This window comes from Maribacter luteus (genome assembly GCF_009674825.1).
GTDB classification, from domain to species: Bacteria; Bacteroidota; Bacteroidia; order Flavobacteriales; family Flavobacteriaceae; genus Maribacter_A; species Maribacter_A luteus.
In genome coordinates this window covers 165317-191969 of the sequence record NZ_WKJH01000002.1, presented here as the reverse complement: position 1 = coordinate 191969, position 26653 = coordinate 165317, and the positions used below count along the sequence as shown (strand labels likewise).

General features: G+C 40.6%; 18 protein-coding genes and 2 tRNA genes. 15 read left to right on the top strand and 5 right to left on the bottom strand.

The window, feature by feature from the left end:
* Positions 1 to 165 precede the first annotated feature (165 nt).
* From GJ691_RS04050 to GJ691_RS04000, 11 genes are all read left to right on the top strand, one after another.
* Positions 166 to 1158: a glycosyltransferase family 2 protein gene (locus GJ691_RS04050; protein ID WP_154364029.1), complete on the top strand. Its 993-nt coding sequence runs from the start codon at positions 166 to 168 to the stop codon at positions 1156 to 1158.
* 86 nt (positions 1159 to 1244) lie between these two features.
* A complete protein-coding gene (locus tag GJ691_RS04045) occupies positions 1245 to 2195 on the top strand; it encodes a hypothetical protein (RefSeq protein WP_154364027.1) in 951 nt (316 codons plus the stop codon).
* A 12-nt stretch (positions 2196 to 2207) separates the two neighbouring features.
* Positions 2208 to 2924, top strand: a complete 717-nt coding sequence (locus GJ691_RS19890; RefSeq protein ID WP_154364025.1) for a CatB-related O-acetyltransferase — start codon at positions 2208 to 2210, stop codon at positions 2922 to 2924.
* Positions 2917 to 3540, top strand: coding sequence for an acyltransferase (locus GJ691_RS04035; RefSeq protein ID WP_154364024.1), 624 nt, complete (start codon positions 2917 to 2919; stop codon positions 3538 to 3540). The genes GJ691_RS19890 and GJ691_RS04035 overlap by 8 nt, the downstream gene beginning before the upstream one ends.
* An 11-nt stretch (positions 3541 to 3551) precedes the next feature.
* Entirely contained in the window at positions 3552 to 4835 is a 1284-nt protein-coding gene (locus GJ691_RS04030; protein WP_154364022.1) for a hypothetical protein, read from the top strand.
* A 33-nt stretch (positions 4836 to 4868) separates the two neighbouring features.
* Positions 4869 to 5720: a glycosyltransferase family 2 protein gene (locus GJ691_RS04025; protein WP_154364020.1), complete on the top strand. Its 852-nt coding sequence runs from the start codon at positions 4869 to 4871 to the stop codon at positions 5718 to 5720.
* 336 nt (positions 5721 to 6056) lie between these two features.
* Positions 6057 to 6965, top strand: a complete 909-nt coding sequence (locus GJ691_RS04020; protein WP_154364019.1) for an aldo-keto reductase family protein — start codon at positions 6057 to 6059, stop codon at positions 6963 to 6965.
* Positions 6962 to 7549, top strand: a complete 588-nt coding sequence (locus tag GJ691_RS04015) for an acyltransferase (RefSeq protein WP_154364017.1) — start codon at positions 6962 to 6964, stop codon at positions 7547 to 7549. The genes GJ691_RS04020 and GJ691_RS04015 overlap by 4 nt, the downstream gene beginning before the upstream one ends.
* Before the next feature lie 54 nt (positions 7550 to 7603).
* A complete protein-coding gene (locus tag GJ691_RS04010) occupies positions 7604 to 8356 on the top strand; it encodes a WecB/TagA/CpsF family glycosyltransferase (RefSeq protein WP_179955022.1) in 753 nt (250 codons plus the stop codon).
* Between the two features lie 115 nt (positions 8357 to 8471).
* Entirely contained in the window at positions 8472 to 9818 is a 1347-nt protein-coding gene (locus tag GJ691_RS04005; RefSeq protein WP_154364015.1) for an undecaprenyl-phosphate glucose phosphotransferase, read from the top strand.
* Between the two features lie 113 nt (positions 9819 to 9931).
* Entirely contained in the window at positions 9932 to 12331 is a 2400-nt protein-coding gene (locus GJ691_RS04000; RefSeq protein ID WP_154364013.1) for a GumC family protein, read from the top strand.
* A gap of 434 nt (positions 12332 to 12765) precedes the next feature.
* On the opposite strand, the gene GJ691_RS03995 is transcribed toward GJ691_RS04000, so the two are convergent.
* The 4 genes from GJ691_RS03995 to mutS all read right to left on the bottom strand — a co-directional run bounded on the left by GJ691_RS03995 (position 12766) and on the right by mutS (position 19309).
* Complete coding sequence (locus GJ691_RS03995; protein WP_154364012.1) at positions 12766 to 14541, bottom strand: Ig-like domain-containing protein; 1776 nt, start codon at positions 14539 to 14541, stop codon at positions 12766 to 12768.
* A 1737-nt stretch (positions 14542 to 16278) separates the two neighbouring features.
* Positions 16279 to 16362 (bottom strand) — tRNA-Leu (locus GJ691_RS03990).
* Between the two features lie 101 nt (positions 16363 to 16463).
* A tRNA-Gly gene (locus GJ691_RS03985) sits at positions 16464 to 16536 on the bottom strand.
* Between the two features lie 190 nt (positions 16537 to 16726).
* Positions 16727 to 19309 carry a DNA mismatch repair protein MutS gene (gene mutS, locus GJ691_RS03980; protein WP_154364729.1) on the bottom strand — a complete coding sequence of 861 codons (2583 nt, stop codon included), beginning with the start codon at positions 19307 to 19309 and terminating at the stop codon, positions 16727 to 16729.
* Positions 19310 to 19489: 180 nt separating this feature from the next.
* Here mutS and GJ691_RS03975 point away from each other — a divergent pair, with 180 nt between their 5' ends.
* A complete protein-coding gene (locus tag GJ691_RS03975) occupies positions 19490 to 20020 on the top strand; it encodes an RNA methyltransferase (protein WP_154364010.1) in 531 nt (176 codons plus the stop codon).
* Between the two features lie 122 nt (positions 20021 to 20142).
* On the opposite strand, the gene folK is transcribed toward GJ691_RS03975, so the two are convergent.
* Positions 20143 to 21288: a 2-amino-4-hydroxy-6-hydroxymethyldihydropteridine diphosphokinase gene (folK, locus tag GJ691_RS03970; RefSeq protein ID WP_154364009.1), complete on the bottom strand. Its 1146-nt coding sequence runs from the start codon at positions 21286 to 21288 to the stop codon at positions 20143 to 20145.
* Between the two features lie 71 nt (positions 21289 to 21359).
* Between folK and sppA the strand changes: the two genes are divergently transcribed.
* The 3 genes from sppA to GJ691_RS03955 are packed head-to-tail and all read left to right on the top strand — an operon-like array spanning position 21360 to position 26621.
* Complete coding sequence (gene sppA / locus GJ691_RS03965; RefSeq protein ID WP_154364007.1) at positions 21360 to 23120, top strand: signal peptide peptidase SppA; 1761 nt, start codon at positions 21360 to 21362, stop codon at positions 23118 to 23120.
* Between the two features lie 3 nt (positions 23121 to 23123).
* Positions 23124 to 23834 (top strand): queuosine precursor transporter, encoded by a 711-nt coding sequence (locus tag GJ691_RS03960; RefSeq protein ID WP_154364005.1) that lies wholly within the window; start codon positions 23124 to 23126, stop codon positions 23832 to 23834.
* A 51-nt stretch (positions 23835 to 23885) separates the two neighbouring features.
* Positions 23886 to 26621 carry an AsmA-like C-terminal region-containing protein gene (locus GJ691_RS03955; protein WP_154364003.1) on the top strand — a complete coding sequence of 912 codons (2736 nt, stop codon included), beginning with the start codon at positions 23886 to 23888 and terminating at the stop codon, positions 26619 to 26621.
* Positions 26622 to 26653 lie beyond the last annotated feature (32 nt).

Here is a 26653-nt window from a genome sequence, read left to right as displayed (position 1 = left end):
AACCCTTATACCTTACGTTTTTTCGGTTAAAACTAGGAAAACGGGAGTAATGGGCATATCCTAAATGGATTATAGAAACTAGAGAACAACTATATTATAAGAAATGGAATGTAAAAAATGAATATGGAAAACCTGGACTTTCTCTAGGAGGCATTTTTTTATAATATGATGGATAAGATAAAAGTAAGTATCATAGTACCGGTATTCAATGCAGGGCCTTATTTACAGAAAGTGGCCCAGAGTGTTTTTGATCAATCGTTTACCGACTATGAACTGATATTTGTAAACGATGGGAGTACCGACAACTCTTTATCAATTTTAAATGAATTGGCCCAACAGGATTCCCGGGTAATGGTGTTTGACCAAGAAAACAAGGGGGCTACGGCCGCGAGAAAAATGGGGTGGTTACGTGCCTCTGCGGAGTATATCACCTTCCTCGATGCGGACGATGTGTTCCTGGAAGGTGGACTCTTGGCCCTAATGCAGGAATGTGGGAATGGGGATTATGATATAGTCAATGGATCGTTCATTAGTGTGCCCAATAAAAGGGTCTGGCAGATTCATACGGTTGAGGAATTGGGTAAAACCGAATATCTGGACGCCTTAATGACCGGCAAAAATTTTGGGGTCATGTATGCTTCCGTTTATAAGAAGGCCCTATTCCAGGAATCCTCCTTTGCCTTCGATAAAACCATTAAAGTGGGAGAGGATGTGTTAATGAACCTGGAGCTTTGTAAAAGGGTAGATAAAGTCAAGAATGTAAAAGACATTGTATATCAATATACCGAAGATACGGCAGGTTCGGTAACGAGTGTCATCGTTAGACATCCGTCGTATTACATCCGGTTCAATAAAATCCGGGATTCGCTAATTAAGGCGTTGGATCCCGTGTACTATACAACTACCAAAGAACAGCAGGAAAAAAAGGACAATAATGAGATTATCAATTCCTTTTTTTCCCCTTTTATCGAATTTGACAAAGTGTATTACACTAAGGTCAAACCATTGAAAAATAAGGTGGTTAAAAAGAATATCTATGTGTATTGTTTGTCGAATATATGGTTAACGAAAATTACCAAAGTGTTGCTATCCCTACTGTTCGCTGTTAAAAATGGTGTAAATGGACGGTCATCGGAAAATCGGAAAATTTTGTTCTAATGCAAATGTAAGGGCATTAAGAATGGGTCAAGTAACGTTCCAAGGGAAATAGTATCTTACTTTTTCTCATTTTAATTCAATCATTCATGAAAAAGATATTAAAAGGTTTAAAGCATTTATATACGATTATCACCGGCAAGCCAGCGGAAGAAGGACGTAACTGGAAGTTGTTTTCCAATAAGGAGTATGCCAATGAACTCATGTATAAAACCTTGATGGCGGATGGCCCCTGTATGATCGCCCGTTACGGTTCTACTGAAATGGGAAATTTGATTAATTATATCGGGGTGAAAAAAAACAACCGGAGTAAAAAGGATTTTATCACCGGCAAAAGCCTTAAATGGTGGTGGGAGCCCTCGATCATGAAACAATTACAAGTATGGAGTGGTTTTTTCCCGGCTACGCAAAAGAACATTGAAGCATTTTGTGATCTAATGTTGAACGATACCCAAGAAGTTGATATCCTAGGCTCATGGCTGTTGGACGAACAATACCTGGCACAAGGATTGATCAAGGCCAAAAGGGTAATGTTGGAAGATCTGGAACCTTTTTTCTGTAGCAATCCTTGGACAAGGGCCCTGAAAGGGAAAAAGGTATTGGTGGTACACCCCTTTGCGGAGACCATAGAAAAACAATACCAAAAACGGGAGTTATTGTTCGAGAACAATTTATTGCCTGCCTTTGAGTTAAAAACCATAAAAGCCGTACAAAGTGTGGCGGGATCCGAAACGGCGTTTAATGATTGGTTCGAGGCTTTGGAGCATATGAAGCAACAGATAGATGCGGCGGATTATGATGTTTGTATCATTGGTTGTGGTGCCTATGGTTTTCCCCTGGCGGCCCATGTAAAACGCAGTGGGAAAAAAGCCATACATATGGCCGGGGCCACCCAGTTGCTGTTCGGGATCAAAGGGAAACGATGGGAAAATTATATCGTTTGGCCTTATATGAATTTATTCAATGAGCATTGGGTGCGCCCCGGAGACAATGAAAAGCCTAAAAACGCGAATGTGGTAGAAGGGGCCTGCTATTGGTAATATTGCTGCAATATGAAGTTCAAACAAAGAATAGCAAGAGTATTTTGGTTGCCACTGGGGTTGGTAAAAGGTGTATTGGAGGTAGCCAATGATAAGGCAAGGGATATTCAAAATAAACGACGATTTCCCCATGCCATCATTGATAAGGGGTCTAGTTTTACCGAAGATGTTACCATAGGACAAAATGCACATATTTGTGGGGATTGTACCATAAACCATAGTCATATAGGTTCGTATTCGTATATTAATTTTGGAACGTTGATTCAAAACACCACGATTGGCAACTACTGTTCCATAGCCCATGGTGTAAAAATGGGTTTAGGAAGTCATCCTTTACATTTATTTTCAACTTCCCCTATATTTTATAAAAAGCAAAATGCTTTAGGGGTACAGGTTCTAAATGAAGATGTTGAATTTCAAGAATATGCGCCTATAACCATTGGGAATGATGTATGGATTGGGGCAAACGCCATCATCATGGATGGTGTAAAAATTGGTAATGGGGCCGTAGTGGCGGCTGGGGCGGTTGTTTCTAAGGATGTTCCTGCTTATGCCGTTGTAGGGGGGGTGCCGGCCAAATTGATCAAATATAGGTTTGATGATGAATTGCGAAACAAGTTGGAATCTTCCAAATGGTGGCAAAGCCCCCCAGAGGTGGTAGTCCAGAAAAAAGATATACTGTTGCCATACTCATCTAAGAAGGATTTGAAAACATCAAAAAATGATTAAAAAGGCTTATAGCTTATTTTTTAAAGGGTTACGAAAGGTGTATTATATCATCCTTTCATTGTTGGATAAATTGAGATGTCAATTGCTTTTCTATGGCAATAGGGTAAACCATAGGGATTATAAAACAAAAGGACTTCCTTATTTAATGGTAGCAAGAGGGGGCGAGTTTCTTATCGGGGAGAACTTTAGAATGAACAATACGATTGCCTCAAATCCAATTGGTTGTGCCCAACCATGTATGTTTTTTGTTGATCGTAATGCTAAATTAATTATTGGGGATCATGTTAGTATGAGTCAATCAGCATTGGTCTGCCATGTAGGGATTACTATCGGTGATTATGTTAAGATAGGTGGGGGGGTTTGCATTTATGATACTGATTTTCATTCATTGGATGCGAAAATAAGGAGGGATTCCATGGCCGATATGGCGAATAAAAAAAAGTTACCGGTCGTTATTCATGATAACGTTTTTATCGGGGCTCATTCTAAAATACTTAAAGGGGTTACCATTGGGGAAAATTCGATTATCGGTGCTTCTGCCGTAGTGACCAAAGACATTCCCGCAAATGAAATTTGGGGGGGTAATCCGGCAAAAAAAATCAAATCAATAATTTAATTAAAGAGGAATTGTCAAAATCGACCAAACATATCCTACTATCGATGATGGTGGTCATCACCCTGTATTCGGTAAATGCTTTTTCAACAATGCCTATTAATAGCACCGTGGTCTGGTGGGCCCTATTGGGAGGGGTGTTGGTTTTTTTTGTAAAAGAAAAGAAACAATATTATAATTCTGATAATGATAGGAACATACACTTTGTAAAACTCTACCTGTATTGGAATATCATCTGTATTGTACGTGGGTTTTTTGTGGCCGCTGACTATTGGGAATGGAAATTTTTGATACAGTTCGGTATGGTCTTATTGCTTCCCCTTTGTATTTATATCGCAACCAACACCTATTGGGTACAACGGGTGTTACAACAATGGTTTCAATATATTCTCCCGGCTTTTTTGGGTATTTACTTCGTTTTGATGAATGAGGCGGTTGGGCATTATTTGGTGCCGGTAAGTATTATATTGCTCTTTTTTCCTTTTTTGACTAAAAAATGGAAAATAATAACGGTGGTATGCGCAGTGGTGGTTTTTGCGGCAAATTTAGGGGCCCGTAGTAATGTAATCAAATTTGTAATCCCCATGTTGCTTTCCTTGGTGTACTATTTTAAGGTATTGGCCAATACCAAAGTGTTGAAAGTAACACGATTTCTTTTTATGGTTTTGCCCTTTGTGTTATTGTATTTAGGGGTAACGAATACCTTTAATATCTTTAAAATGAACGAGTATATCGAGGGGGACTATGAAGCGGAGCAGGAACAGGATATCGGCGGCCCTGCAGATTTAACGGCAGATACTCGAACCTTTTTGTATGTGGAGGTGATTACCTCCGCCTTAAAATATGACTATATGTGGTTGGGGCGAACCCCGGCCAGGGGGAATGAATCTCAATGGTTTGGTCCTGGAATCGATCGTGATCTGGGGACCAATAAAATGGAACGCCCAAGTAATGAGGTGTCTATCTTGAATGTATTCACTTGGACAGGTGTCGTAGGAGTCGTCCTCTACTTTTTGGTGTTCTTTAAAGCCTCCTATTTGGCTTTGTATAAATCCAAGAGCCGGATCATGAAAATCGTAGGGGTCTATGTAGCTTTTCGGTGGACCTATGCCTGGGTAGAGGATTTTAGTATGTTCAATCTCAACTATTTCTTCTTATGGGTAATGATCGCCATGTGTCTATCCAATGATTTTAGGGCCATGAACGATCGGGAATTCAAAAATTGGGTGCGCGGCATTTTTGATAAACGCTATCGTGCGGCCATACTGAAAAAACAATGGGTAAAATCAGCTTCGTAAAACAATAAAATAATTTAAGTTCTAAAACATCATATGATTTATATCGTAATTCCCGTTTTTAACCGTTGGCAGTTTACAAAAGCCTGTGTGCAGAATTTGTTGGGGCAGTCCTATAAGGATTTTAAGATCGTCATCGTTGACGATGGTTCTACTGACGGAACTTCGGAAAAATTGACCGTGGAGTTCCCAGAGGTAAAGGTGCTTCAAGGGGATGGCTCCCTATGGTGGACAGGTGGTATTAATAAAGGAATATCCTATGCTTTAGAAAATGGGGCCACCCATGTGCTCTCTTTGAACAATGATACCTTGCCGACAGCTGATTATTTAGAACAGTTGGTATTGGCATCTAAAAAGAAACCTAACGCTTTGATCGGGTCAACAGGTATCGACGCTGAAACAAAAGAAATTAATTTTTGTGGGGAACGTATACAATGGCTTACGGATAGTATGTTGGTTTTAAAGGATAGTTTGGATGAAAAAGATGAAAAGGGTTTGCTCGAAGTGACCCATTTTCCCGGGCGGGGGCTATTGATTCCTATTGCCGTTTTTGAGGCCATAGGTCTTTTCGACAAAGAACATTTTCCCCATTATATGGCCGATTATGATTTTACCTTTAGGGCCCGTAAGGCCGGTTTTGCTATCTACTGCTGTCTAGAAGCGCGGTTGGGAACCTATCCCGAGGCCAGTGGGGCCAACCAATTGATGGCCCAAAAGAGTTTAAAGAACTATAAAGAGCATTTGTTCGGTATGAAAGGGGCGGCAAACCTCAAATACTACTATACCTATGTATTTCGGCATTGCCCTCTATATTTATTGCCGATAAGCGCCACTATCGGTACCTTAAAACGATTAACGAGTTATTGGGTAAAACCAAAGCATTCATAGTTGTGATAGAATTATTGTTGTTTTAGATCCTTTACAATTTTGGATTAAAAGGTGTGGTAAATTGTAAAGATTCACCATGGGACAATATAAAAATTTGTGTTCGTTAGGAACATAATAATGTTTTGGATTTTACTCAATTTATAACAATAAAATCTTCTAAACTTAGGTTGTTAAAACGGATTTAGGTCATGGTCATGAATGAATTTTTGGCCATCAGATTACGAAGCCGTGGAGGTATAAAGAATAGTGGATTGGAAGATCATAGTTCCCATAGGATAATAAAAGGATAAAGTTTTTATAAAGGTAATTTTCGAAAACCGGCAAATACGATCAATCATGGAAAAATCACCTATATTACTATTTACTTATAAAAGGCTCGAAGCCTTAAAAAATACCATTGGGGCGTTACAGAAGAACAACTTGGCGGAATCATCGGAGTTGTATATTTTTTCAGACGGGCCTAAATCGGAGAAAGATGCGGAACGAATTGGGGAGGTAAGGGCTTTTCTAAAAACGATCAGAGGGTTTAAAGCAGTACATATTAGTGAATCCATGGTTAACAAAGGGTTGGCGAATTCCATCATTGATGGGGTTTCCCAAATATTGAAGACTTCTGAAACGGTAATCGTATTGGAAGATGACCTGTTGACCACCCCCAATTTTTTAAAGTATATGAATGATGCACTGGCCTATTATAAAACAGTGGGAAAGGCATTTTCGATATCCGGATATTCATTTGATCTTAGGTGTAGCGAAGACCCCCAACATAGTACGTATTTTTTGAATAGGGGATGGTCCTGGGGATGGGCAACTTGGAGGGATAGATGGGAAAAGGTAGATTGGGAAGTGTCGGATTATAGTTCATTTGCGAGGGATAAAAAACTTCAAAAGAAGTTTGCCGAAGGTGGGTCGGACCTGAATAAAATGCTGAGAGAGCAAATGACCGGGCAGTTGGATTCGTGGGCCATACGATGGTTCTATCATCAATTCAAAGTAGGTGGGGTAACTCTCTACCCTTTGGGATCCAAGGTATACAATAATGGTTTTGATGAATTCGCTACCCATACCAGTGGGTCCGATAAACGATATGTACCATATTTGGACACTACCCATAAAATGGATTTTATTTTCCCGGAAGCCGCTGAAATACATCCAGAATACCAAAGGATGTTCAATAAAAAAATGGGGATAATCTCACGGGTGCGTTCTAAAATCGGGACTATCCTTAAAAAATTAGGGATATGATAAAAGGGGTCATTAGAAACCTTAGGTTTTATTACCTGAAAAATGTAAAATGGAAGCAGTACCAAATCGGTTCCAATTTTTATACCGGTATGCGGGTGAAATTATGGGCGAAGAATACCTTGCGGATCGGCAAGAATTTTTATATCGGCAGGGATTCCCAAATAGAAACGGATTGTGTTATTGGTGATAATGTGATTTTCGCGAACCAAGTTGCCGTCGTTGGGAAATATGACCATCATTTTCAGCAGCTTGGAACCCCGATACGCATGGCTTCAAGAATTAGGGACTATCATTATGATTGGAAAGGGTTAGATTGTTTAACGGTCATTGAAGATGATGTTTGGATCGGTTATGGGAGTGTTATTATGGGAGGGGTACACATTAAAAAAGGATCGATAATTGCTGCAGGGTCGGTCGTTACCAAAAATACGGAACCTTATGGCATATATGGTGGAAATCCAGCAAAGCGATTAAGGGACCGATTTGATTCGAAGGCCGATTTGGAGGAACACCTTTCGTTGGAAAAGGCCTTTCTCCAAAAGCATAAAAATTATAAGGGGGTATCCGGTATTCCTAAGAAGTAAGATGTTGAGGGAATAAGAAATAATATCAAATTCATTAAAAATTCGTTTCAATTTATGAAAGAAGCCAAAACAATAGCGTGTATGGGATATCCTGTTTTCGCGGATGATTTAAAGGTAATGGATCTTAATAAAAAGAGCGTTGTGAATACGATCAACCAATATTCGTATTGTGTGGCCGAGAAGGACCCGGCCTTTAAAGCTGCTTTAAAGGCTTCGGATATCCTCTTACCCGATGGGGTGGGTATAACCATTGCAGCGAAAATATTGCTTGGTGAAAAGGTGAAAAAAATTGCAGGGGCCGACCTTCATGCCCATCTATTGGAACAAATGAATGAAAAGAATGGTTCTTGTTTTTATCTAGGGGCTTCCCAAACCACCTTGGAAAAAATCGGGCAACGTTTGGCTACCGAATATCCGAACATCCGTGTGGGGTCATTTTCCCCCCCATTTAAGGCGAAATTCACAGCGGAAGACAACGAACGTATGATAAGGGAAGTAAATACCTTTGCTCCCGATGTATTGTTCATAGGAATGACCGCCCCAAAACAGGAAAAATGGAGTTTGGAACATAAAGATTCCTTAAACGTAAAGGGCCCTATTTGTGCGATCGGTGCCGTTTTTGATTTTTATGCGGGTACCGTAAAACGGCCCGGTAAGGTCTGGAGGGATTTAGGGCTCGAATGGTTGGGTCGTTTACTGAAAGAACCCAAACGCATGTGGAAAAGATATATCTATAATGGTGCGGTTTTTGGAGGGTATCTACTAAAGGAGAAATTTTTAAGCAAAAGCGCACCCGAACAGGGTTAGGAATACAAAGAAATAATAAAAAAGGCAGAAACAGATTAGGTGCGGTATACCTGGTTTTTATGTGCATATGATTGAAAAAGATGCTTCGCCTCAACATGATAAACACGTTTAATATATGAAGAATTCGTATTTCATTATTCCGATTTCCTTATTGGTTCATATAGTAACGTTGAACCTAACGTTCTATATCTTTACGCCACAGACCTACCTAAATGCCTTTAGCGTGGTATACTTGAACGTGACCTGGTTGGTGATCACACATACGTTGGATTTTTATCCTACGGCAAGGAGGGAAGGGTTTATGACCTATCTGAACAATTTCTTTCGGCTCTTTTTCTTTTATGCCTTGGCCTATTTTGCCTTGTTCGCCTTCTTGGGCTATAATCCGTATTCCATCGATTATTTATTGGGGGTCTATGTGTTGATCTGCGTGTTGTTGACCCTATATAGGTCCCTCTTCTTTTGGGCAAGGGATAAATACCGTACCCATGGGGGCAATAATGTGAACGTAGTGGTCATTGGTCGTGACAAAAACCTGAAGAAAATAAGGCACGTATTCGATAACTCGAATTTTGGGTATCGCTATTTGGGGTATTTTGATAATTATAAGTCCAAAAGCCCTACCTACCTCGGGGATATCCAAAGCTCATTTGCCTATATTTTCGAAAATAACATTGATGAGGTCTATTGTATGGCATCTCGCCTTTCCAAAGAGGAGGTAAAGCAATTGATGTCCATTGCGGACAATAGTTTAAAACGGATTAAGATCATTCCCGATAACAAGGAGTTGATTTCCAGGGCCATGTCCATTGAACTTTATGATACGGTTCCCGTACTGGATCTACGGGCCTCCCCCTTAGAACTACAATATTCGGAACGGGTAAAGCGTATTTTCGATATCGTATTCTCTAGTTTGGCCATCATATGTGTATTGTCTTGGCTTACTCCTTTGGTGTTTATCTTATTGAAGATCGATTCGAAAGGACCTTTGTTCTTTAGACAAAAACGGCATGGGGTAAACCGTAAGACCTTTTGGTGCTATAAGTTCAGGTCTATGACCCAAAGCGACGATAGCGATACCTTGATGGCGACCAAGAACGATATGCGTATTACCCGTTTGGGCAGGATATTGCGGAAAACAAGTATTGATGAACTGCCCCAGTTTTTCAATGTACTTATCGGGGATATGAGTGTGGTAGGCCCCCGCCCGCATATGGAGGTGCATACCCAGCAATATGAAACTTCCGTTGATAAGTATTTGGTACGTCATTTCCTAAAGCCAGGTATCACGGGATTGGCACAAGTAAAAGGGTATCGAGGGGAAATCGTGGAACGGTCGGATATCGTGAATCGTGTGCGTTATGACATTTTTTATTTGGAAAAATGGTCGTTGTGGTTAGATTTGCGAATCATATTCAATACCATCACCAATGCGGTCAAGGGGGAGGAAAGGGCCTATTGATACAGATAAGTACACTAGGTAAAAAAAAACAGGCTTTGAGTATATATGAATACCAAAGGGCAATTTAAATAGGCGGACTAAATAACGTAAGATAAAAATAAACAACACTATATATGGCAAAAGAGAAGTACAAATACTTGCCCATAGAGGCAGAAGAATCCGAATTCAATGTACGGGAGTTATTGGATCGGTATTTACGGTATTGGCCCTGGTTCATCATCGTGGGTGGTTTGGCCTTGGGGTTGGCAATGCTCTATCTCAAATATACCGAACCGATGTATAAGACAGTTTCGACCATCATTATCAAGGACGAGGATAAGGGTACGGGTTCGGACCCTTCAGCCCTTGTTGATTTGGGAATGATGGGCGGTATGGCCACCAACAGTATCAGTAACGAGTTGGGGTTATTGACCTCCAAAAGGATTATGTACAATACCGTTAAGGCATTGGATTTGAATGTACAGTATTGGAGTGATGAGGAGTTACTTTCCAAGGAACTCTATGACTTTAGCCCGGTGAAGGTAGAGATTTTTCGATTGGACGATCGGGGACTGGAGAAAGCCATTCTAAGCGAAAGCAATGTGTATAAGGTACATAACCTGGGCGGGGGCAAATTGAGCGTGGTCAACGAAACCACGGAAGAGGAGGTGCAGACCGACCTGGGACAAATGGTGGAACTGGATTTTGTCGATTTCAATGTTCAGGAAAAGGAAGGACAAGAAGCTGTACCACCTGAAGAGGCTTGGACATCCATACGTATCAAATTCGTATCCTTGGGAAGTGTGGTCGACAAATACAGGGGTAAAATGGTTGTCGAGATTATAGAGGAACAATCCACCCTGATCCAATTGAGTTTGGAAGATCCCGTACCGAAGAAGGCACAGGATATATTAAACCAAGTGGTTTTTGAATATAACAGGGATGCCATTGACGAGAAAAACCTGATCGCCAAGAATACGGCCGATTTTATAGATGAACGTTTGGCCATCATCAATCAGGAGCTGGATTCGGTTGAAACCGGTAAAGAGGAGTTTAAAGCGGCCAATAGCCTTACCGATATCGGGGCGGAATCCAATATGATCATCCAGAACGTAAGCGAATACAATAAGAGGCAACAAGAGGTACAGACCCAATTGGAACTAACTAATTCGATGTTGAATTATATGAATTCCGATAAATTGGTGCTGTTCCCTTCCAATCTGGGTATAGAGGAAACCAGTGTCAACCAGTTAATTGCGGAATACAATAGTATGGTGGTGCAAAGGAACCGGCTTATGGCCGGATCAACAGAAAAAAACCCGATCATCGTTCGTTTGGATGCCCAGATAGCTCAAATGAAGAACAGTGTACGAAGCAGTTTGCAGGGTAGGCGAGACAATTTGCTGATTTCGAGTGGCAACCTACGCAGGCAATCCGGCAGGTTGGGCTCCCAGATATCGGCCGTTCCTGGACAGGAACGTAAGTTCAGGGGCATAGAGCGCCAGCAAAGTATAAAGGAGTCCCTTTACCTATATCTATTACAAAAACGGGAAGAGAATACCCTAAAATTAACGGTAAGGGCCCCCAAGGCCAAACTGGTGGATCAGGCCTATAGCAATTGGTCCCCTATTTCACCCAATCCAAAAAAAGCATTGGCCATCGCCATGTTTTTGGGACTCATGCTACCGGTCTTGGTCATAGAGGGCAAGGAACTCTTGAACAATAAAATACGGAATCGTAGCGATTTGGAGAAAAAAGTGAAAGGCATACCGGTGTTGGGCGAATTGCCTAAATTGACCAAAAAAGATAAAGAATTCAATGCGAACAGCAATCGATCGTTATTGTCCGAATCGTGTAGGATCGTTTTGGCCAATTTGCAATATACCATGGTAAAGCACGATCCCAAAAAAGGGGGCGTCTGTGTTTTTGTTACGTCCACCGTAAAAGGGGAAGGCAAGACCTTTACAACCATGAACTTGGCCCATACCTTGGCAACGACCGGTAAGAAAGTGATCGTTGTGGGGGCCGATTTACGAAACCCACAATTGCAACGGTATAAAGAAGGGTTGAACAAGGTGTTGGGGGTCAGTGATTATTTGGTGAGCAGAACCCAAGAGTTAAAACATTTGATACAAGATTCCGAACAACATCCCAACCTGAAGTTTTTACCCTCAGGGAGCATTCCCCCGAACCCTGCCGAGTTGTTGCAGTTGGATAAAATGGGAGCCATGTTGAAGGAATTGGAAGAGGCCTACGATTATGTTTTCGTAGATACCGCCCCCTCCATGTTATTGGCCGATACCTTTTTGATCAGTAAATACGCCGATGTAACCCTATATGTGGTGCGTACCGGTTTTACCAAAAAGAACGTTTTGAATTTTGCCATGGATGCCAGTAAGGAAGGAAAATTAAAGAACATGAACTTTGTACTTAATGACGTAGGCTTGGCGAATTTAGGCTACGGCAGTAAATACGGTTATGTATATGGGGAAGATCAGCCCGGGTTCTGGCAAAGGTTAAAACATAGTTTTTAAAAAGGACTAATTGGGTTTGTTATAAACTCACTTTTTAACGGTTAAGGGTTTGGATAGGTATTATTGTACCGGCTAGACCCTTTTTTTGTGGTAATTTATATTGTTGTGTGTTTGGTTGTCAGTTCTTGTCGCGGGATGATCACATTTATAGTGAGGGTTGTTTTTGGGTTTAACGGATTGTTACTGTTATGTACTTTTGGTATATTTAAAAGGTTCCAAGTTAATCGAAAACATTTGTGGTAATAAAAGTAACCTAGTAAAGGAAATGATGGGCATGCCGATTTGCCTTTTTCCATTGATTTAGTTGATCTTAGCTCCCGGTGTCTCAGTTTACGAAATACGCTGTGGTAATTTCTGTAAATCGGCCCTCTATGCTAATCGTAATGATTTCTTGTATGGGTTTTCTTTTCTCTCTCTTAAAAAGAATCTAGGTTTTAATCAAAGAAATTATCTTCTTGTTCTAACCACGCAGCACCCATAATAAGATTGCCCCATGGCCCATAGTCTTCATTATATTGTGCAATTGCTAAAGCACCGGCAGAAATAGATGCCTTTGCAGGGTAACCTTCATTTATATTATATAAATAAAAATCCTTGAGTTCATTGTCTTTAAAATATAAGTTAGCTATTGCTGTTATTGAACTTGGTTGAGTATATCCAGTAGCATCTAATGTCGTTAATGTCAAACCATTTTCACTTTTATAAAACCTTATGTCGTTCCATCCGCCATTGTCCGAACTTCGGTAATATTTGGATAACGCTTTAATTACTCCGAGTATACTTTTATCTGAAACTCCATCGGTAGTGGAACTACCGGCATATCCTGAACTGGTCAGGTTGGTCGAGCCTTTCAATATGCCTTCTTTAGTTTTGTAGTCATATAACTTATCATTTGGAAAATGATTTGCCATTGCATCTACATGAGCCATTTCTATAACAGCACCTGTGCTTATCCACCCATACCACACTCCTTTAGCTGGTGCATCATCCGTGTTTCTCCACATTTCAGCCATAGTACCATCTGGAAAGGTGGCAAACTTTAGCCAGTTTTTAACAAATTCCCTTGCCCAAATTTCCATTGCTTCATTACTTGTGCTAATGGCATAGGAGTGGATATATTGGACTATATCGAAGTTCCTATTGTTAAAACTATCCTGTGCCCAAGACATGGTAAACTCAGTAAGATCATTACCCAATTTATCTTGTATTGGATTAGGTTTTCCATGTTCTGCTGGGTATAGGCCTTCAGGTTTAAAAGAGCGAATGCCATTCGTTTCCCAATTAGCCCCTAGGTAGCCTTCTAATCTCATTCTTACGGCGGTATAAGCTAGTTCTGCAAATTTTGAAAACCAGATTTCTATTTCTTCTTTTTCACTTTCAGTTAATACGGTTTGTAAATTTTCCAATAATTCATAGGAGTCAAGCATTTTTTTGGCCTTTCCGCATAAAATCCACCCGCCAAAATCCGAATCCCATCTTATTGAGGAAGAGTTGTTCCAAAAAGAAGTGTTCAAGTCATTTGAAGATACAATGCCTAAAATTTCTGTGATTACGGTATTTGCCATTTCAATATTATCTATCGCATAAGCATATAATGCCGTAGTATGAAGATTTTGACCTTCAAAAGCTATGGTGTTAACATTGCTAAATTGCGGCCTAAACTCACTTGGGTTGGCTAAGAAAATTTCTGAGTCATTAATGGCTCTCGTAATTTCGTCGGCAAATCCTGGGCCCGTGACGTACCCATTTTCAAATCTCGCTTTAAGGGTTTTTTTAGCTTGTGCCGAAAATAGGTGATTTCCATCCACTCCGGCTTTGATGATAACACTCCCCGTATCTGGAAGTGTTGATCCGTTGGTATCAGGAGCTTCGGTGTTGTACGTAAACGTATCTACCACTTCACCTTCCGCTACTTGCTCAGTAACTTCGGCGTTAGGGGTGTAAGTTAACGTGTTGTCGTCGTTTATGACCACCGTGCCGTTAATGGGGGTGGAAGTTTCGGTTATGCTAACCTCTTCTGGGTTTTCAAAAGTGTCATTCGACAAAACATCGAGGACCATAGCGGTATTGGAGAATACCTGAAAAGAGTCATCTACGGCCACGTTCGAAATGTCTATGGTATCTTGGGTTTCTGAAAGGACATAATCTGTAAGGAGGTCGGTGTCCTTAGAACAAGAAAAGTGAAATAAAACAATATATAGGAGTATCATACGATAAATTAGTGGGGTGGGGCGGTAGGTCATAATAATGTAGGTAATTTAAATAACGTATTAAGTTTATTTGGGAACATAAAACTATTTAAAAAATACACATTGTCGATGAAAAGATGTGTTTATTCGATGAACTACATTGATAAAACCAAAAAAAAGTGTTGTTTACCGATAAAATTTTAGTGGGGAGCCAGAATTCCAGTAGATTGGAAAGGAGTAAATAATCTCTCATATCATATAAAAAGTTGTAGTGCCCATTTAATTTATTACTTCCTGACCGTGTTTTTAGGTTTATAAAAACGTTTGGCCCAGAATTCGATTTACTTGTATTACGTAACGCTTGGGGAACAATTATTTATGATAGTAACGTAAATATATACGACCTAGTTTTATAAACGGTTTTTTTGAATTCACTTTTACCATAAATGTTTATTTTCAAGCCTTTTGGTGCGGATAATATAGAAAAATTTGCTCTCGTTTAAATATATTCACGGTTTCAATGATTTAGGGGCTAAATCATGCAATAGAATGGGGTTTTCTTAAAGTTTTTAGGTGCGTCCCATCCGAACCTATTGGAAAGAAAAGACCGGTCCTTTCGGGACTACAGTTTTATATACTTTGGCAGCTATACATTGAGGGGGAACGGCCTATTTTAAATTTCGTACGAAATCAAGGGTTTTCCACTAGGGCTTTTGGAATCCATCCAAAGAGCATTTCACGGTAGTGAAAGCGGCCTGGATGGTGCGGCCGTGGAAAGAATGTAGATTTCAAGAAATTCAAAATCAGCCTAGCGTTTTTTCGTTCTTTTTGGGGCGATGCAAAAAAGAACAGAAGACATAAAAAAGAATATTCCATGATTATATAATCAATGCACCTAAAAGATGGTTCTTTAGATTTTGGTTTAAGATCTAGTAAGGGAAAGAAATACCCCAAGTATGGGAATTACCTTCTTCGTCGGTGAGTCCCGTACGAACATGTTAGGAAGAAAAGGTCGGTCCTTTCTATATAATGTCGTAGCCATAAATAGATGTGAAACGGCCTATTTTTATTTTCGTAGTAAATCAAGGAGTTTTCAAATAGGGCAAAGGTAGGCGCCCAAAGAGCATTTCACCCAAGTGAAAGCGGTCTGGGCGCTGCGGCTGTGGAAAGTTAGGATACTTTGAAACTTTAATGTTAATCGACTGGCCAAGGCTACGGCTGGCTCCTCTTAAGTAAGGTACACCGTACCTTGCTTATTCGGCCCTGGTTCTTTTTTATTCATCGGCTTATCCATTGTTTTTTAAAAGTATTCATGAATGCTTTGCATTTGGGCGATGCAAAAAAGAACAGAAAACATGAAAAAGAATATTCTATTTTTTGATTAGACAATCGATATAACTTAAAGATAGATTCATTAGATTTTGGTTTAAGATATAGTAAAGGAAAGAAATACCCCAAGGATGGGAATTACCTCACTACGATCGGTGAGTCCCTTACGAACATGTTGAAGTTGAAAAAGTCCTCATTCCATGAGGCTTTTTTGTTTTCTGACCCCAAAAAAGAGGGAAAGATTCATGGGAATTTTAGTAGATGGGAATTACCTCCTTCGTCGGTGAGTCCCTTACGAACATGTTGAAGTTGAAAAAGTCCTCATTTCATGAGGCTTTTTTGTTTCGTCCACCTTCGCCCAAGCTAGCTTGGCTCGGTTACCGGAAACAAAAAAGTCCCGACTATTGTCAGGACTTTTTCAACTATCTGTACTCGAGATGGGACTTGAACCCATACGGACTAATGTCCATTGGATTTTAAGTCCAACGTGTCTACCAATTCCACCACTCGAGCCTTTAGGTCGGCCTTTTTAAGTTTTGGTTGATTCCCGAAAGCCTTCGGGGCCAATACTTAAGGCGAACTTAAATAAAAAAACGCTGACAAGCAGCGTTTTGAGCGAAAAACGGGATTCGAACCCGCGACCTCCACCTTGGCAAGGTGATGCTCTACCAACTGAGCTATTTTCGCATTTTAAAGAACGTCACATCGTTTGTGATGCGGATGCAAATTTAATACAATTCTATAAAACGCAAAGAAAATTCTTTTTAAAATGTTCAAACTTGTTAAATCCTAGAAACAGGTGGGGTTATCACTCTTAAAATACCAAAACTGCTCGATTTTAAAAGTTATGTAGGTTTGTTTCTATTATCCAAATTATTTAGGAAGTAGCTTTTTTGTTTTTGGTGAGCAATCGTTTAATTTCATTCAGTTTCATCAAAGCCTCGACCGGAGTAAGGGTGTTGATGTCCAAATGGATTATTTCCTCTTTTATCTGTTCCAGTAGGGGGTCGTCCAAATTAAAGAAACTCAATTGCATCTCATCTTGTACGGCATGCAGCTTATCGGTCAGCTCCTCACTGGAATGTGATTTTTCCAGTTTTTTAAGGAGTTTGTTCGCTTTGAGGATCACTTGTTGGGGCATGCCGGCCATTTTTGCCACATGGATCCCAAAACTATGTTCACTTCCTCCCGGGGTAAGTTTGCGTAAGAAAAGGACCTTGTCTTTCATTTCCTTGACCGATACGTTGAAATTCTTTATGCGATCGAATGTAGAGGCCATTTCATTCAGTTCGTGATAGTGTGTGGCGAAAAGTGTTTTTGCACGGGCAGGATGCTCATGTAAATATTCCGATATGGCCCAAGCAATCGATATGCCGTCGTAAGTGCTCGTACCACGGCCAATTTCGTCTAAAAGGATAAGGCTTCTCTCGGATAGGTTGTTTAAGATAGAAGCGGTTTCGTTCATTTCGACCATAAAAGTTGATTCGCCCATGGAAATATTGTCACTGGCGCCCACCCGGGTGAATATCTTGTCCACATAACCGATTTTCGCACTTTCCGCCGGTACGAAACTACCCATTTGGGCCAACAACACGATTAAGGCCGTTTGCCTCAAAATGGCCGATTTACCACTCATATTGGGTCCTGTGATCATAATGATCTGTTGGTTGTCCCTATTGAGCACCACATCATTGGTGATATATGCTTCCCCGAGGGGTAATTGTTTTTCAATAACTGGGTGGCGACCCCCTATGATTTCCAATTCGGTGGAATCATTGAGTTGAGGCTCGTTATAGTTATTGCTTTTGGCCAGTTGGGTAAAACCGCAGAGGCAGTCCAAAGTTGCTATTTGATAGGCATTGTTCTGCACGGGTACGATATATTCCTGCATCCAAACGACCAGTTGGGAGAACAATTGCTGTTCCAATTGCAAGATGCGTTCTTCGGCCCCAAGGATTTTGGCTTCGTATTCTTTAAGTTCTTCGGTTATATAACGCTCGGCATTGACCAAGGTCTGTTTGCGGATCCACTCTTCCGGTACTTTGTCTTTATGGGTGTTCCTGACCTCGATATAGTAACCGAAAACATTGTTCGATGCTATTTTCAATGAGGTTATACTGGTTCTCTCGGTCTCCCTTTCGAGCATTTTGTCCAAATATTCCTTGCCGGAAAAGGCCAAGCCACGAAGTTCATCGAGTTCTTCGGAATACCCTTGTGCAATGGCATTGCCCTTTAGTACGTTGACCGGGGCTTCCTCATTGACCATTTCCTTGATTTTATTGCGGAGCATATCACAGGAATGCAATTGGTCCCCAATGAGCTTTAACGCCTCATTGTCGCAATTGGCCGTAAGTTGTTTTATGGGTAGGATGGCTTCCAAGGAATTTTTAAGTTGGATGACCTCCTTCGGGTTTATTTTTCCCGTTGCCACTTTGGATATCAAACGCTCCAGATCACCCATTTGTTTCAGGTGGTGCTGCAGTTTCTGAAATCCGGATTCATCCTTGGTCAGATAAGAAATGACCTGATGGCGCCTTCTTATTTTTGCAATATTCTTTAAGGGTAGGGCCAACCAACGTTTCAACATTCTACCTCCCATCGGGGAAATCGTATGGTCTATAACTTCCAATAGGGTTACCGCATTGGTATTGGTAGAATGGTATAGCTCAAGGTTTTTGATGGTAAAACGGTCCATCCATATGTATTCTTCCTCGGCAATACGTTTTATGGTATTGATATGTTGTAACTGTCTATGTTGTGTTTCCGACAGATAATGGAGTACCACGCCCGAAGCAATGATGCCATTGCTCAATTGGTCCACGCCGAAACCTTTTAAGGAATTGGTCTTAAAATGATTGGTGAGGGTTTCCAAGGCATAATCTTCCTGAAACAACCAATCTTCAGTAAAAAACGTATGGAACTGCTTGCCGAATATGGATTGGAATTCGGTTTTATGGGCCTTGGATACCAAAATTTCATTGGGCTCCAGGTTTTGGAGTAATTTATCTATTTGTTCCTCATTGCCTTCGGCGACCAAAAATTCGCCGGTAGAGATATCCAAAAAGGAAACCCCTAATAATTTTCTCCCGAAATGTACGGCGCAAAGGAAATTGTTGGTTTTGGCATTTAAAATGTCATCGTTAAGGGCCACGCCAGGTGTGACCAATTCGGTAACCCCACGTTTTACAATGCTCTTGGTAAGTTTAGGGTCTTCCAGTTGGTCGCATATGGCCACCCGTTGACCGGCCTTTACCAATTTTGGAAGGTAGGTGTTCAAAGAATGGTGCGGAAAACCGGCAAGTTCGGTGCGGTCCCCTCCATTATTACGATGGGTGAGGATAATTCCCAAAATCTTTGAGGCCTTTACGGCATCTTCACCAAAGGTTTCATAAAAGTCACCCACGCGAAAGAGAAGTAAAGCATCAGGATATTTGGTCTTGATGGTGTTGTACTGCTGCATTAAAGGGGTGACCTTCTTTGTTTTCTTCTTGTCTGCCAAAAGTGGATTTATTAGTTATTTTTGTACCCGAACTATCAAAAGCGAAATGTACGGTTTTTGATAGGGTTTAAAAATGATTGTTGATATTTTCGGAAAAGTTTACAGGCCTTTTGCGTTTGTAATGAATAAGATCAAAGAACTATGCGCAAGTTAAGGAATGAGGAATTGAACCGATTGGATGTTGAGGCTTTTAAGGAAGCGAAGAAAACCCCTCTGGTTATCATATTGGATAATATACGCAGTTTGAACAATATCGGCTCGGTGTTCAGGACCGCAGATGCCTTTTTGGTCGAGAAAATTTACCTCTGTGGCATCACCGCTACCCCTCCCCATAAAGATATTCGTAAAACCGCCTTGGGTGCCACCGAAAGTGTTTCTTGGGAGTACTGTGAAAGCACTTTGGAATTAGTATCCCGATTAAAGGATGGGGGATATCAGGTGCTTTCGGTTGAACAAGCTGAAAATGCCAAACTACTGAATGGATTTTCTGTGGATGAAAAGGCCAAATATGCACTTGTCTTTGGAAATGAGGTAAAGGGGGTTGATCAGGAAGTGGTTGATATGAGTGATGACGTTCTGGAGATTCCGCAATATGGCACCAAGCATTCCTTGAATATATCGGTCAGTGCGGGAATCGTAATTTGGGATTTTTGGTCAAAAATCAATAAATAAAAAACCCTGATGGTTACATCAGGGTTTTTCGGATATATAGTTTGAGTTAGTCAGCTGCTCGTTAAGCAGATGCTAATTAATGAAAACCTATGGTTTTACACAAGTAATATGTGAAATATTTCTTAAAATTTTAGGTCCAAGGCAAAATCTTGAATCTTGCTGATTATGGTTTCATAATCCTCCGAACGGGCCACGAAATCCAAATCCCCAACATCTATAATAAGGGTGTTCTGTTCCGGGTAGCTTTTGAAAAAATCAAAATAACCTTTGTTTATCTTATTTAGATAAGTAGCTTCAATGCTTTGTTCATAGGCTCTTCCGCGCTTCTTGATGTTTTCGAGGAGCCTTTCGGTAGATTGGTATAAGTAAACGTAGATTTTCGGTTTTTGTACTTCTTTGTACATAAGGTTGAAGAGTTTTCGGTAAAGTTCAAACTCATCATTCTGTAAAGTGACCTGTGCGAAAATCAGCGATTTATAAATATCATAATCGCTGACCATAAAACTTTTGAATAGGTCGAACTGCGAGGTATCATCGGTAAATTGCTGATAGCGATCCGCCAAAAATGACATTTCCAACGGAAAGGCATAACGCCCTTGGTCTTCATAGAATTTAGGTAAAAAAGGGTTGTCCGCGAAGCGTTCCAAAACCAACTTGCCATTGAAGTCTTCCGCGATCTTATGGGACAGTGTGGTTTTACCTGCACCTATATTACCTTCGATGGCCATAAAACTGAGGTTCGAGAATAACTCCTCTCTGGTTTTATAAAGCCTTTGTGTTGTTTTGTGAACACGACCTTTGTCTTTGCATTCCTGTATCAGGTTCCGTGTGTCCTTCCCAAGGATCGGATGGTAAAATTGGGGGGCGATATCGGCAAGGGGCAAAAGAACGAACTTTCGCTCTTGCAGCTTGGGGTGGGGAATGGTCAAAGTATCGGTCCTTACCCTTTCATTTCCATAGTATATAATGTCGATATCGATGGTCCTGGATGCATATCCTTTTACAGAATTACGCTTTCTGCCTAATTTTTTTTCAATGGAAAGTATTTTTTCCAGCAGTTCTTCAGGGGGTAAATGGGTCTCAACGGTGATACATGCATTTAGGAAATCATCTGCATCGAATCCCCATGATTCACTTTCGAAGACTTTGGAAATAGCAGGTACAGGGCCAATTTCGTTATGTATCTGAAATATGGCGTTTTGCAGGTTTTGAAGGCGGTTGCCAAGGTTACTGCCAATAGAAATGTAGGCCTTTTTACGTTCGTTCATAATATTAGGGCAAAGTAAACAAAACAATTTCACTTTGGTTATCTTTGGCTCCTAATAATAATATGTTTGAAATGAATTTTTTGAGAAATCTTTTAGCGGCCATTCTCGGGTGTCTGATCGCTTTCGGGATTATGTTCGTCATGTTTATCATGTTCGTGAGTCTTATTGGTAGTGCGGATGAAGGTGTTGTGGTCAAATCGAACTCTATTTTGGAGTTGCAATTGCAACAACCGGTAAATGACTATGTGGGGGAAAATGAGGCGGATCCGTTCGCTAGCTTTTTTGGGCAAGCACAGGGCTTGGACGAGGTTCTGCATGCAATTGAAGTTGCCAAGACAGATAATGATATTAAAGGAATAAGTATCAATAATAATTTTCTGATGACCGGCCTGGCTCAGACACAGGAATTGCGCAAAGCCTTGAAAGATTTTAAGGAAAGTGGAAAGTTCATTTACAGTTTTGCGGATTATTATTTGCAGAAGGATTACTATTTGGCTACTGTGGCCGATTCCGTGTTTTTAAATCCGGTTGGAGGGATGGATTTTAAAGGACTTTCTTCCGAAGTACTTTTTTACAAAGATCTTCAAGAAAAAACAGGGGTTAAGATGGAGGTGATTCGTCACGGTAAATATAAAAGTGCCGTAGAACCGTTTTTGGCAAATGAAATGAGTGATGCCAATAGGACCCAGATCAAGGAGCTACTGAGTTCTTTATGGAATACCATGGTCGCCGATATTTCGGAAGGAAGGAATATTAGTGAAGCCGATGTGAACGTCATTGCCGACACCTTAGGGGGAAGATCACCGAAATATGCAAAAGCTTCCGGATTGATAGATGATGTGCTTTTCTATGATCAGTACGTGGCAAAACTTCAATCCGCATTATCCCTAAGTAAGGATGATGAGGTGAATATGGTCTCGGTAGTCGACTATGCCAAACGTGCCAACAAAAAATCAATATATAAGGGGGATGATAAGGTTGCCGTGATTTTTGCCCAAGGGGATATCTTATATGGTGAAGGAGGCCCGGATGTGATTGGACAGGGAATTATTACCGAAGCGTTGAAAAAAGCGGTTGATGACGATAAGGTGAAGGCTATAGTGTTGCGTGTTGATTCGCCCGGTGGGAGTGCTTTGACATCGGATATTATCTGGCGCGAAATCGAGTTGGCCAAAGAAAGTAAGCCCGTAGTGGTATCAATGGGTAATGTTGCCGCTTCTGGCGGATATTACATTGCAGCCGGAGCCAATAAGATATTTGCCGAACCAACAACAATAACAGGTTCTATCGGGGTTTTCGGAACCATTCCGAATATCAACGAATTGGCTGCTGATATAGGAATCAATGCGGAACAAGTGGGAACGAACAAAAATTCGGTCGATTACTCCGTTTTTGAACCTATGACCGATAACTTTAGGAATGTGGTACAACATGGTATCGAAGAGATTTATGAAACCTTCTTGGATCGTGTGGCAAAAGGTCGTAATATAACCGTTGCCCAAGCCGATAGTTTGGCACAAGGGCGTGTATGGAGCGGGACAGATGCCAAGAGATTGGGATTGGTAGATGAATTGGGGAATTTGGATGATGCCATTGCAGCTGCAGCGGAACTTGCTGAGGTCAAGACGTACGGAATTAAGAAATTCCCAAAATATAAATCCGGTTTTGAACGGTTCATGGAAGATATGGGTTCGGCCAAATCCAAAATAGGAGAAAGTATAATAAAAGAGGAAATCGGGGAAGAAACTTATGGTATCCTTAAACAAATGAAATCTGCTATGGAGCAAAAGGGAATACAGACGAGAATGCCCTTTGTTCTGGATATAAAATAATATATGGTCCCAAAGGATAAGAAACTTGCTTTTACCGTTTATCTCTATTTGGGCGCCATGTTCATCACCTCTTTGGTTGTTTCCAATTTGATTTTCCAAAAGTTTTTTTATTGGAAACCGTTTGGGGATGTCAGTGTTTTTGGCGCCAACCTTTTTGAGATTTCAGTCGGTATCTTGCCCTATCCCATAACTTTTCTGATTACCGATCTTATTTCAGAGGTTTATGGGAAGAAAAAGGCGAATCAGATTGTAACAGCTGGTATTTTCGCTTCTTTTTTTTCAATGGGAATCATTCTTTTGGCCAACTATGTGCCAGCCGTAACATATTCTCCTGTAAACAATGAGGTTTTCAGCAGGGTGTTTGCGCTTTCGCCCATTGCTGTTTTAGCATCTATGCTGGCCTATCTGTTTGCCCAATATGTTGATATCGCCATATACCATTTTTGGAAAAGGTTGACCAAGGGTAAACATTTGTGGCTGCGTAATAATTTCTCGACCTTTTTGTCGCAGTTCATTGATACGTTTACGGTGGTTGGTCTTTTATGCCTGTTTAAAGTTTTGCCATGGGACATGTTCTATGGGTTGGTGATCAGCGGTTTTCTGTTCAAAGTGTTAATTGCATTTCTCGACACCCCTTTTCTGTATTTTTTCGTATATCTCTTACGAAAACGCTTTGGGTTGAAAATTGGGGAGGAAATTAATTTAGAAGCATAAAATAATCCCAGTACCCTTGAGTTATATTCCTAAACGAAAAGCTATTGTAATATGAAAAAGATAATCCTGAAAATAGTAGGAGTTGTTGTGTTTCTATTTGTGGGCGTACTTATTGCGGCTCCCATTATTCTAGAAGCAAAAATTGGTGACATACTAAAGAACAATGTCAATAATAATGTCAATGCCACACTGGATTTTTCTGAGGCCAAATTAAGTCTGATCAAGAGTTTTCCCAGTGCCGAGGTGTCGTTAAAAGGGGTTTCCTTTATGAATAAAGCCCCGTTTGAGGGTGATACCCTTTTCGCTGCCAAAGAGGTTGGTTTAAAAATGGGAATTGGCCAACTTTTCAAAAACCAAGGGGAAGCGATTGCCATTAAATCCTTAACGGTTGATGGTGCGTTTTTGAATATAAAGGTCAATGAAGCGGGTGAAGCCTCCTATGACGTAGGTAAATCGGAAGAAGGTGATGCTTCTGAGGGCTCTGCAACCGATGGGTTTACGTTAGACTTACAATCTTATGAAATTACCGATACGAGAATAGTTTATGATGATTTGGCAGCAGGGATGACCTTGGTTTTAAGTAATCTGCAGCACAAAGGTTCTGGGGATTTGTCATTGGCGAAATCTGAATTTGATACAACCACGGAAGCATTGGTTTCGTTCTCTATGGATAGTACAAAATACCTCAATGACAACACAATAAAGCTAGACGCCTTGATTGGGGTAGATCTTGAAGAAAACAAATATAGCTTCTTGAAAAATGAGGCGGTGGTAAATCAATTACCTTTGGTATTTGACGGTTTTGTAAAGATAAACGAAGATAATCAGGAGGTCGATATCAATTTCAATGCGCCTTCTTCAGATTTTAAAAATTTCCTTGCCCTTATTCCTGAGGCCTATTCAAAAGATATCGAGAATGTGACCACTACAGGAGAGTGTTCCGTTTCGGGGGAGTTTAAAGGAATTGTTGATAATGACCATATTCCTACTTTTAAAATTGCCATTGCCTCGGATAATGCATCCTTCAAATACCCGGATTTACCCAAAACAGTGAAGAATATTCAATTGAACATAGCTTTGAACAATGCTACCGGTTTAACTAAGGATACCTATGTGGATATTAAAAAAGCCTCATTTACGATTGATGGGGATAAGTTCAATCTTTCTTCGAAAATCACCGATCTTTTGGGGAATACCAAAGTTAATGCCCATTTAGATGGTATTATGGATCTTGCAAATATTTCCCAAGCTTATCCGCTACCTGATGGCATGGACCTATCAGGTAAATTAAATGCGGATGTAACTACGGCCTTTGACATGGCCTCTATTGAGAATGAACAATATGAGAACACAAAGACCTCTGGGAAAATGCAGCTTACAGGTTTTGAATATAGTTCCCCGGAACTTAAAAACCCGGTTAGGCTAAAGACCACGTCCATGACCTTTAATCCGTCCACCGTAACGTTGAATGAGTTAGACGGGACTACGGGGCAGACAGACTTCAAGGCAAAAGGGACCATAGACAACCTTTTGGGCTTTATGTTCAATGATGAAAAAGTAGAAGGTAAATTCGATCTGTCATCCAATACTTTTGCGGTCAACGATTTCATGAGTAGTGAAGATGTGGTGGCGACGGATGAAAATCCGAATCCCGAAGAGCAGTTGAAAATTCCATCTTTTTTGGATTGTACCATAAATGCATCGGCAGCAACAGTGCTTTATGATAACCTGACTTTAAAAGATGTGAAGGGTAATTTAAGGATCGTTGATGAAAAAGCGGTGCTTAGTAATATGACTTCTTCCCTTTTTAATGGGAAAGTGTCTTTTGACGGGGAGGTTTCCACAAAGAACGAAGCACCCACTTTTGCCATGAAATTGGGAATGGATCAATTGGGAATCGGTGAAAGTTTCAAATCTATGGAATTGTTCAAGGTGCTGGCGCCGATTGCAAGCGCCATTCAAGGTAAATTGAATTCAGATATTTCGTTGTCAGGTAATTTGAACAGTGATTTTACACCGGATTTAACGACGATTACGGGTAATATGTTGGCGGAATTGCTATCTCCAGAGGTCAATACAAGTCAGGCCAAAGTACTTTCGGCCTTGGACAGTAAGTTTAATTTCATTGATATGGATAAGCTGGACCTTAAGGGTTTGAAAACCGCGCTTTCTTTTGAGAACGGAATCGTAAAAGTTAAACCGTTCACTATTGCTTATCAAGATATCGCCATTAATATCGATGGTAGCCATACGTTTGATAAAAAGTTGAACTATACCGCTACTTTGGATGTTCCTGCAAAATATTTGGGTAATGAGGTGAATTCACTCATCGCCAAAATCGATGATAAGGAATTGGATAATCTTACAATCCCGGTTACGGCTTCCATTGGGGGAAATTATACTAGTCCGGAGGTCAATACGGATTTAACCTCTGGGGTTAAAAGTTTAAAGACGAAATTGATCGATATACAAAAACAGAAACTGCTCAACCAAGGAAAGGATAAAGCCAATGAGCTTATCGGCAATATATTGGGAGGAAACACCAAGGAAACAGATTCTACCTCCACTTCCCAAGACAACACCAAAGAGGCTGTTAAAGGGGTTTTGGGTAATATTTTGGGAGGCAGTAAAACATCCCAACAGGATTCCGTTGTGCAAGAGAGTGATACTACAACAACTACTCCGGCCAAAACTACCGTAAAGGAGGCAACCAAGAATATCTTGGGCGGCCTATTGAGTGGTAAAAAGAAAAAGGAAACTGAAGCGGAAAAGGATTCGGTTAACTGATTATTGGTAGTAAGTTTTCTGGGAGCAAGAGG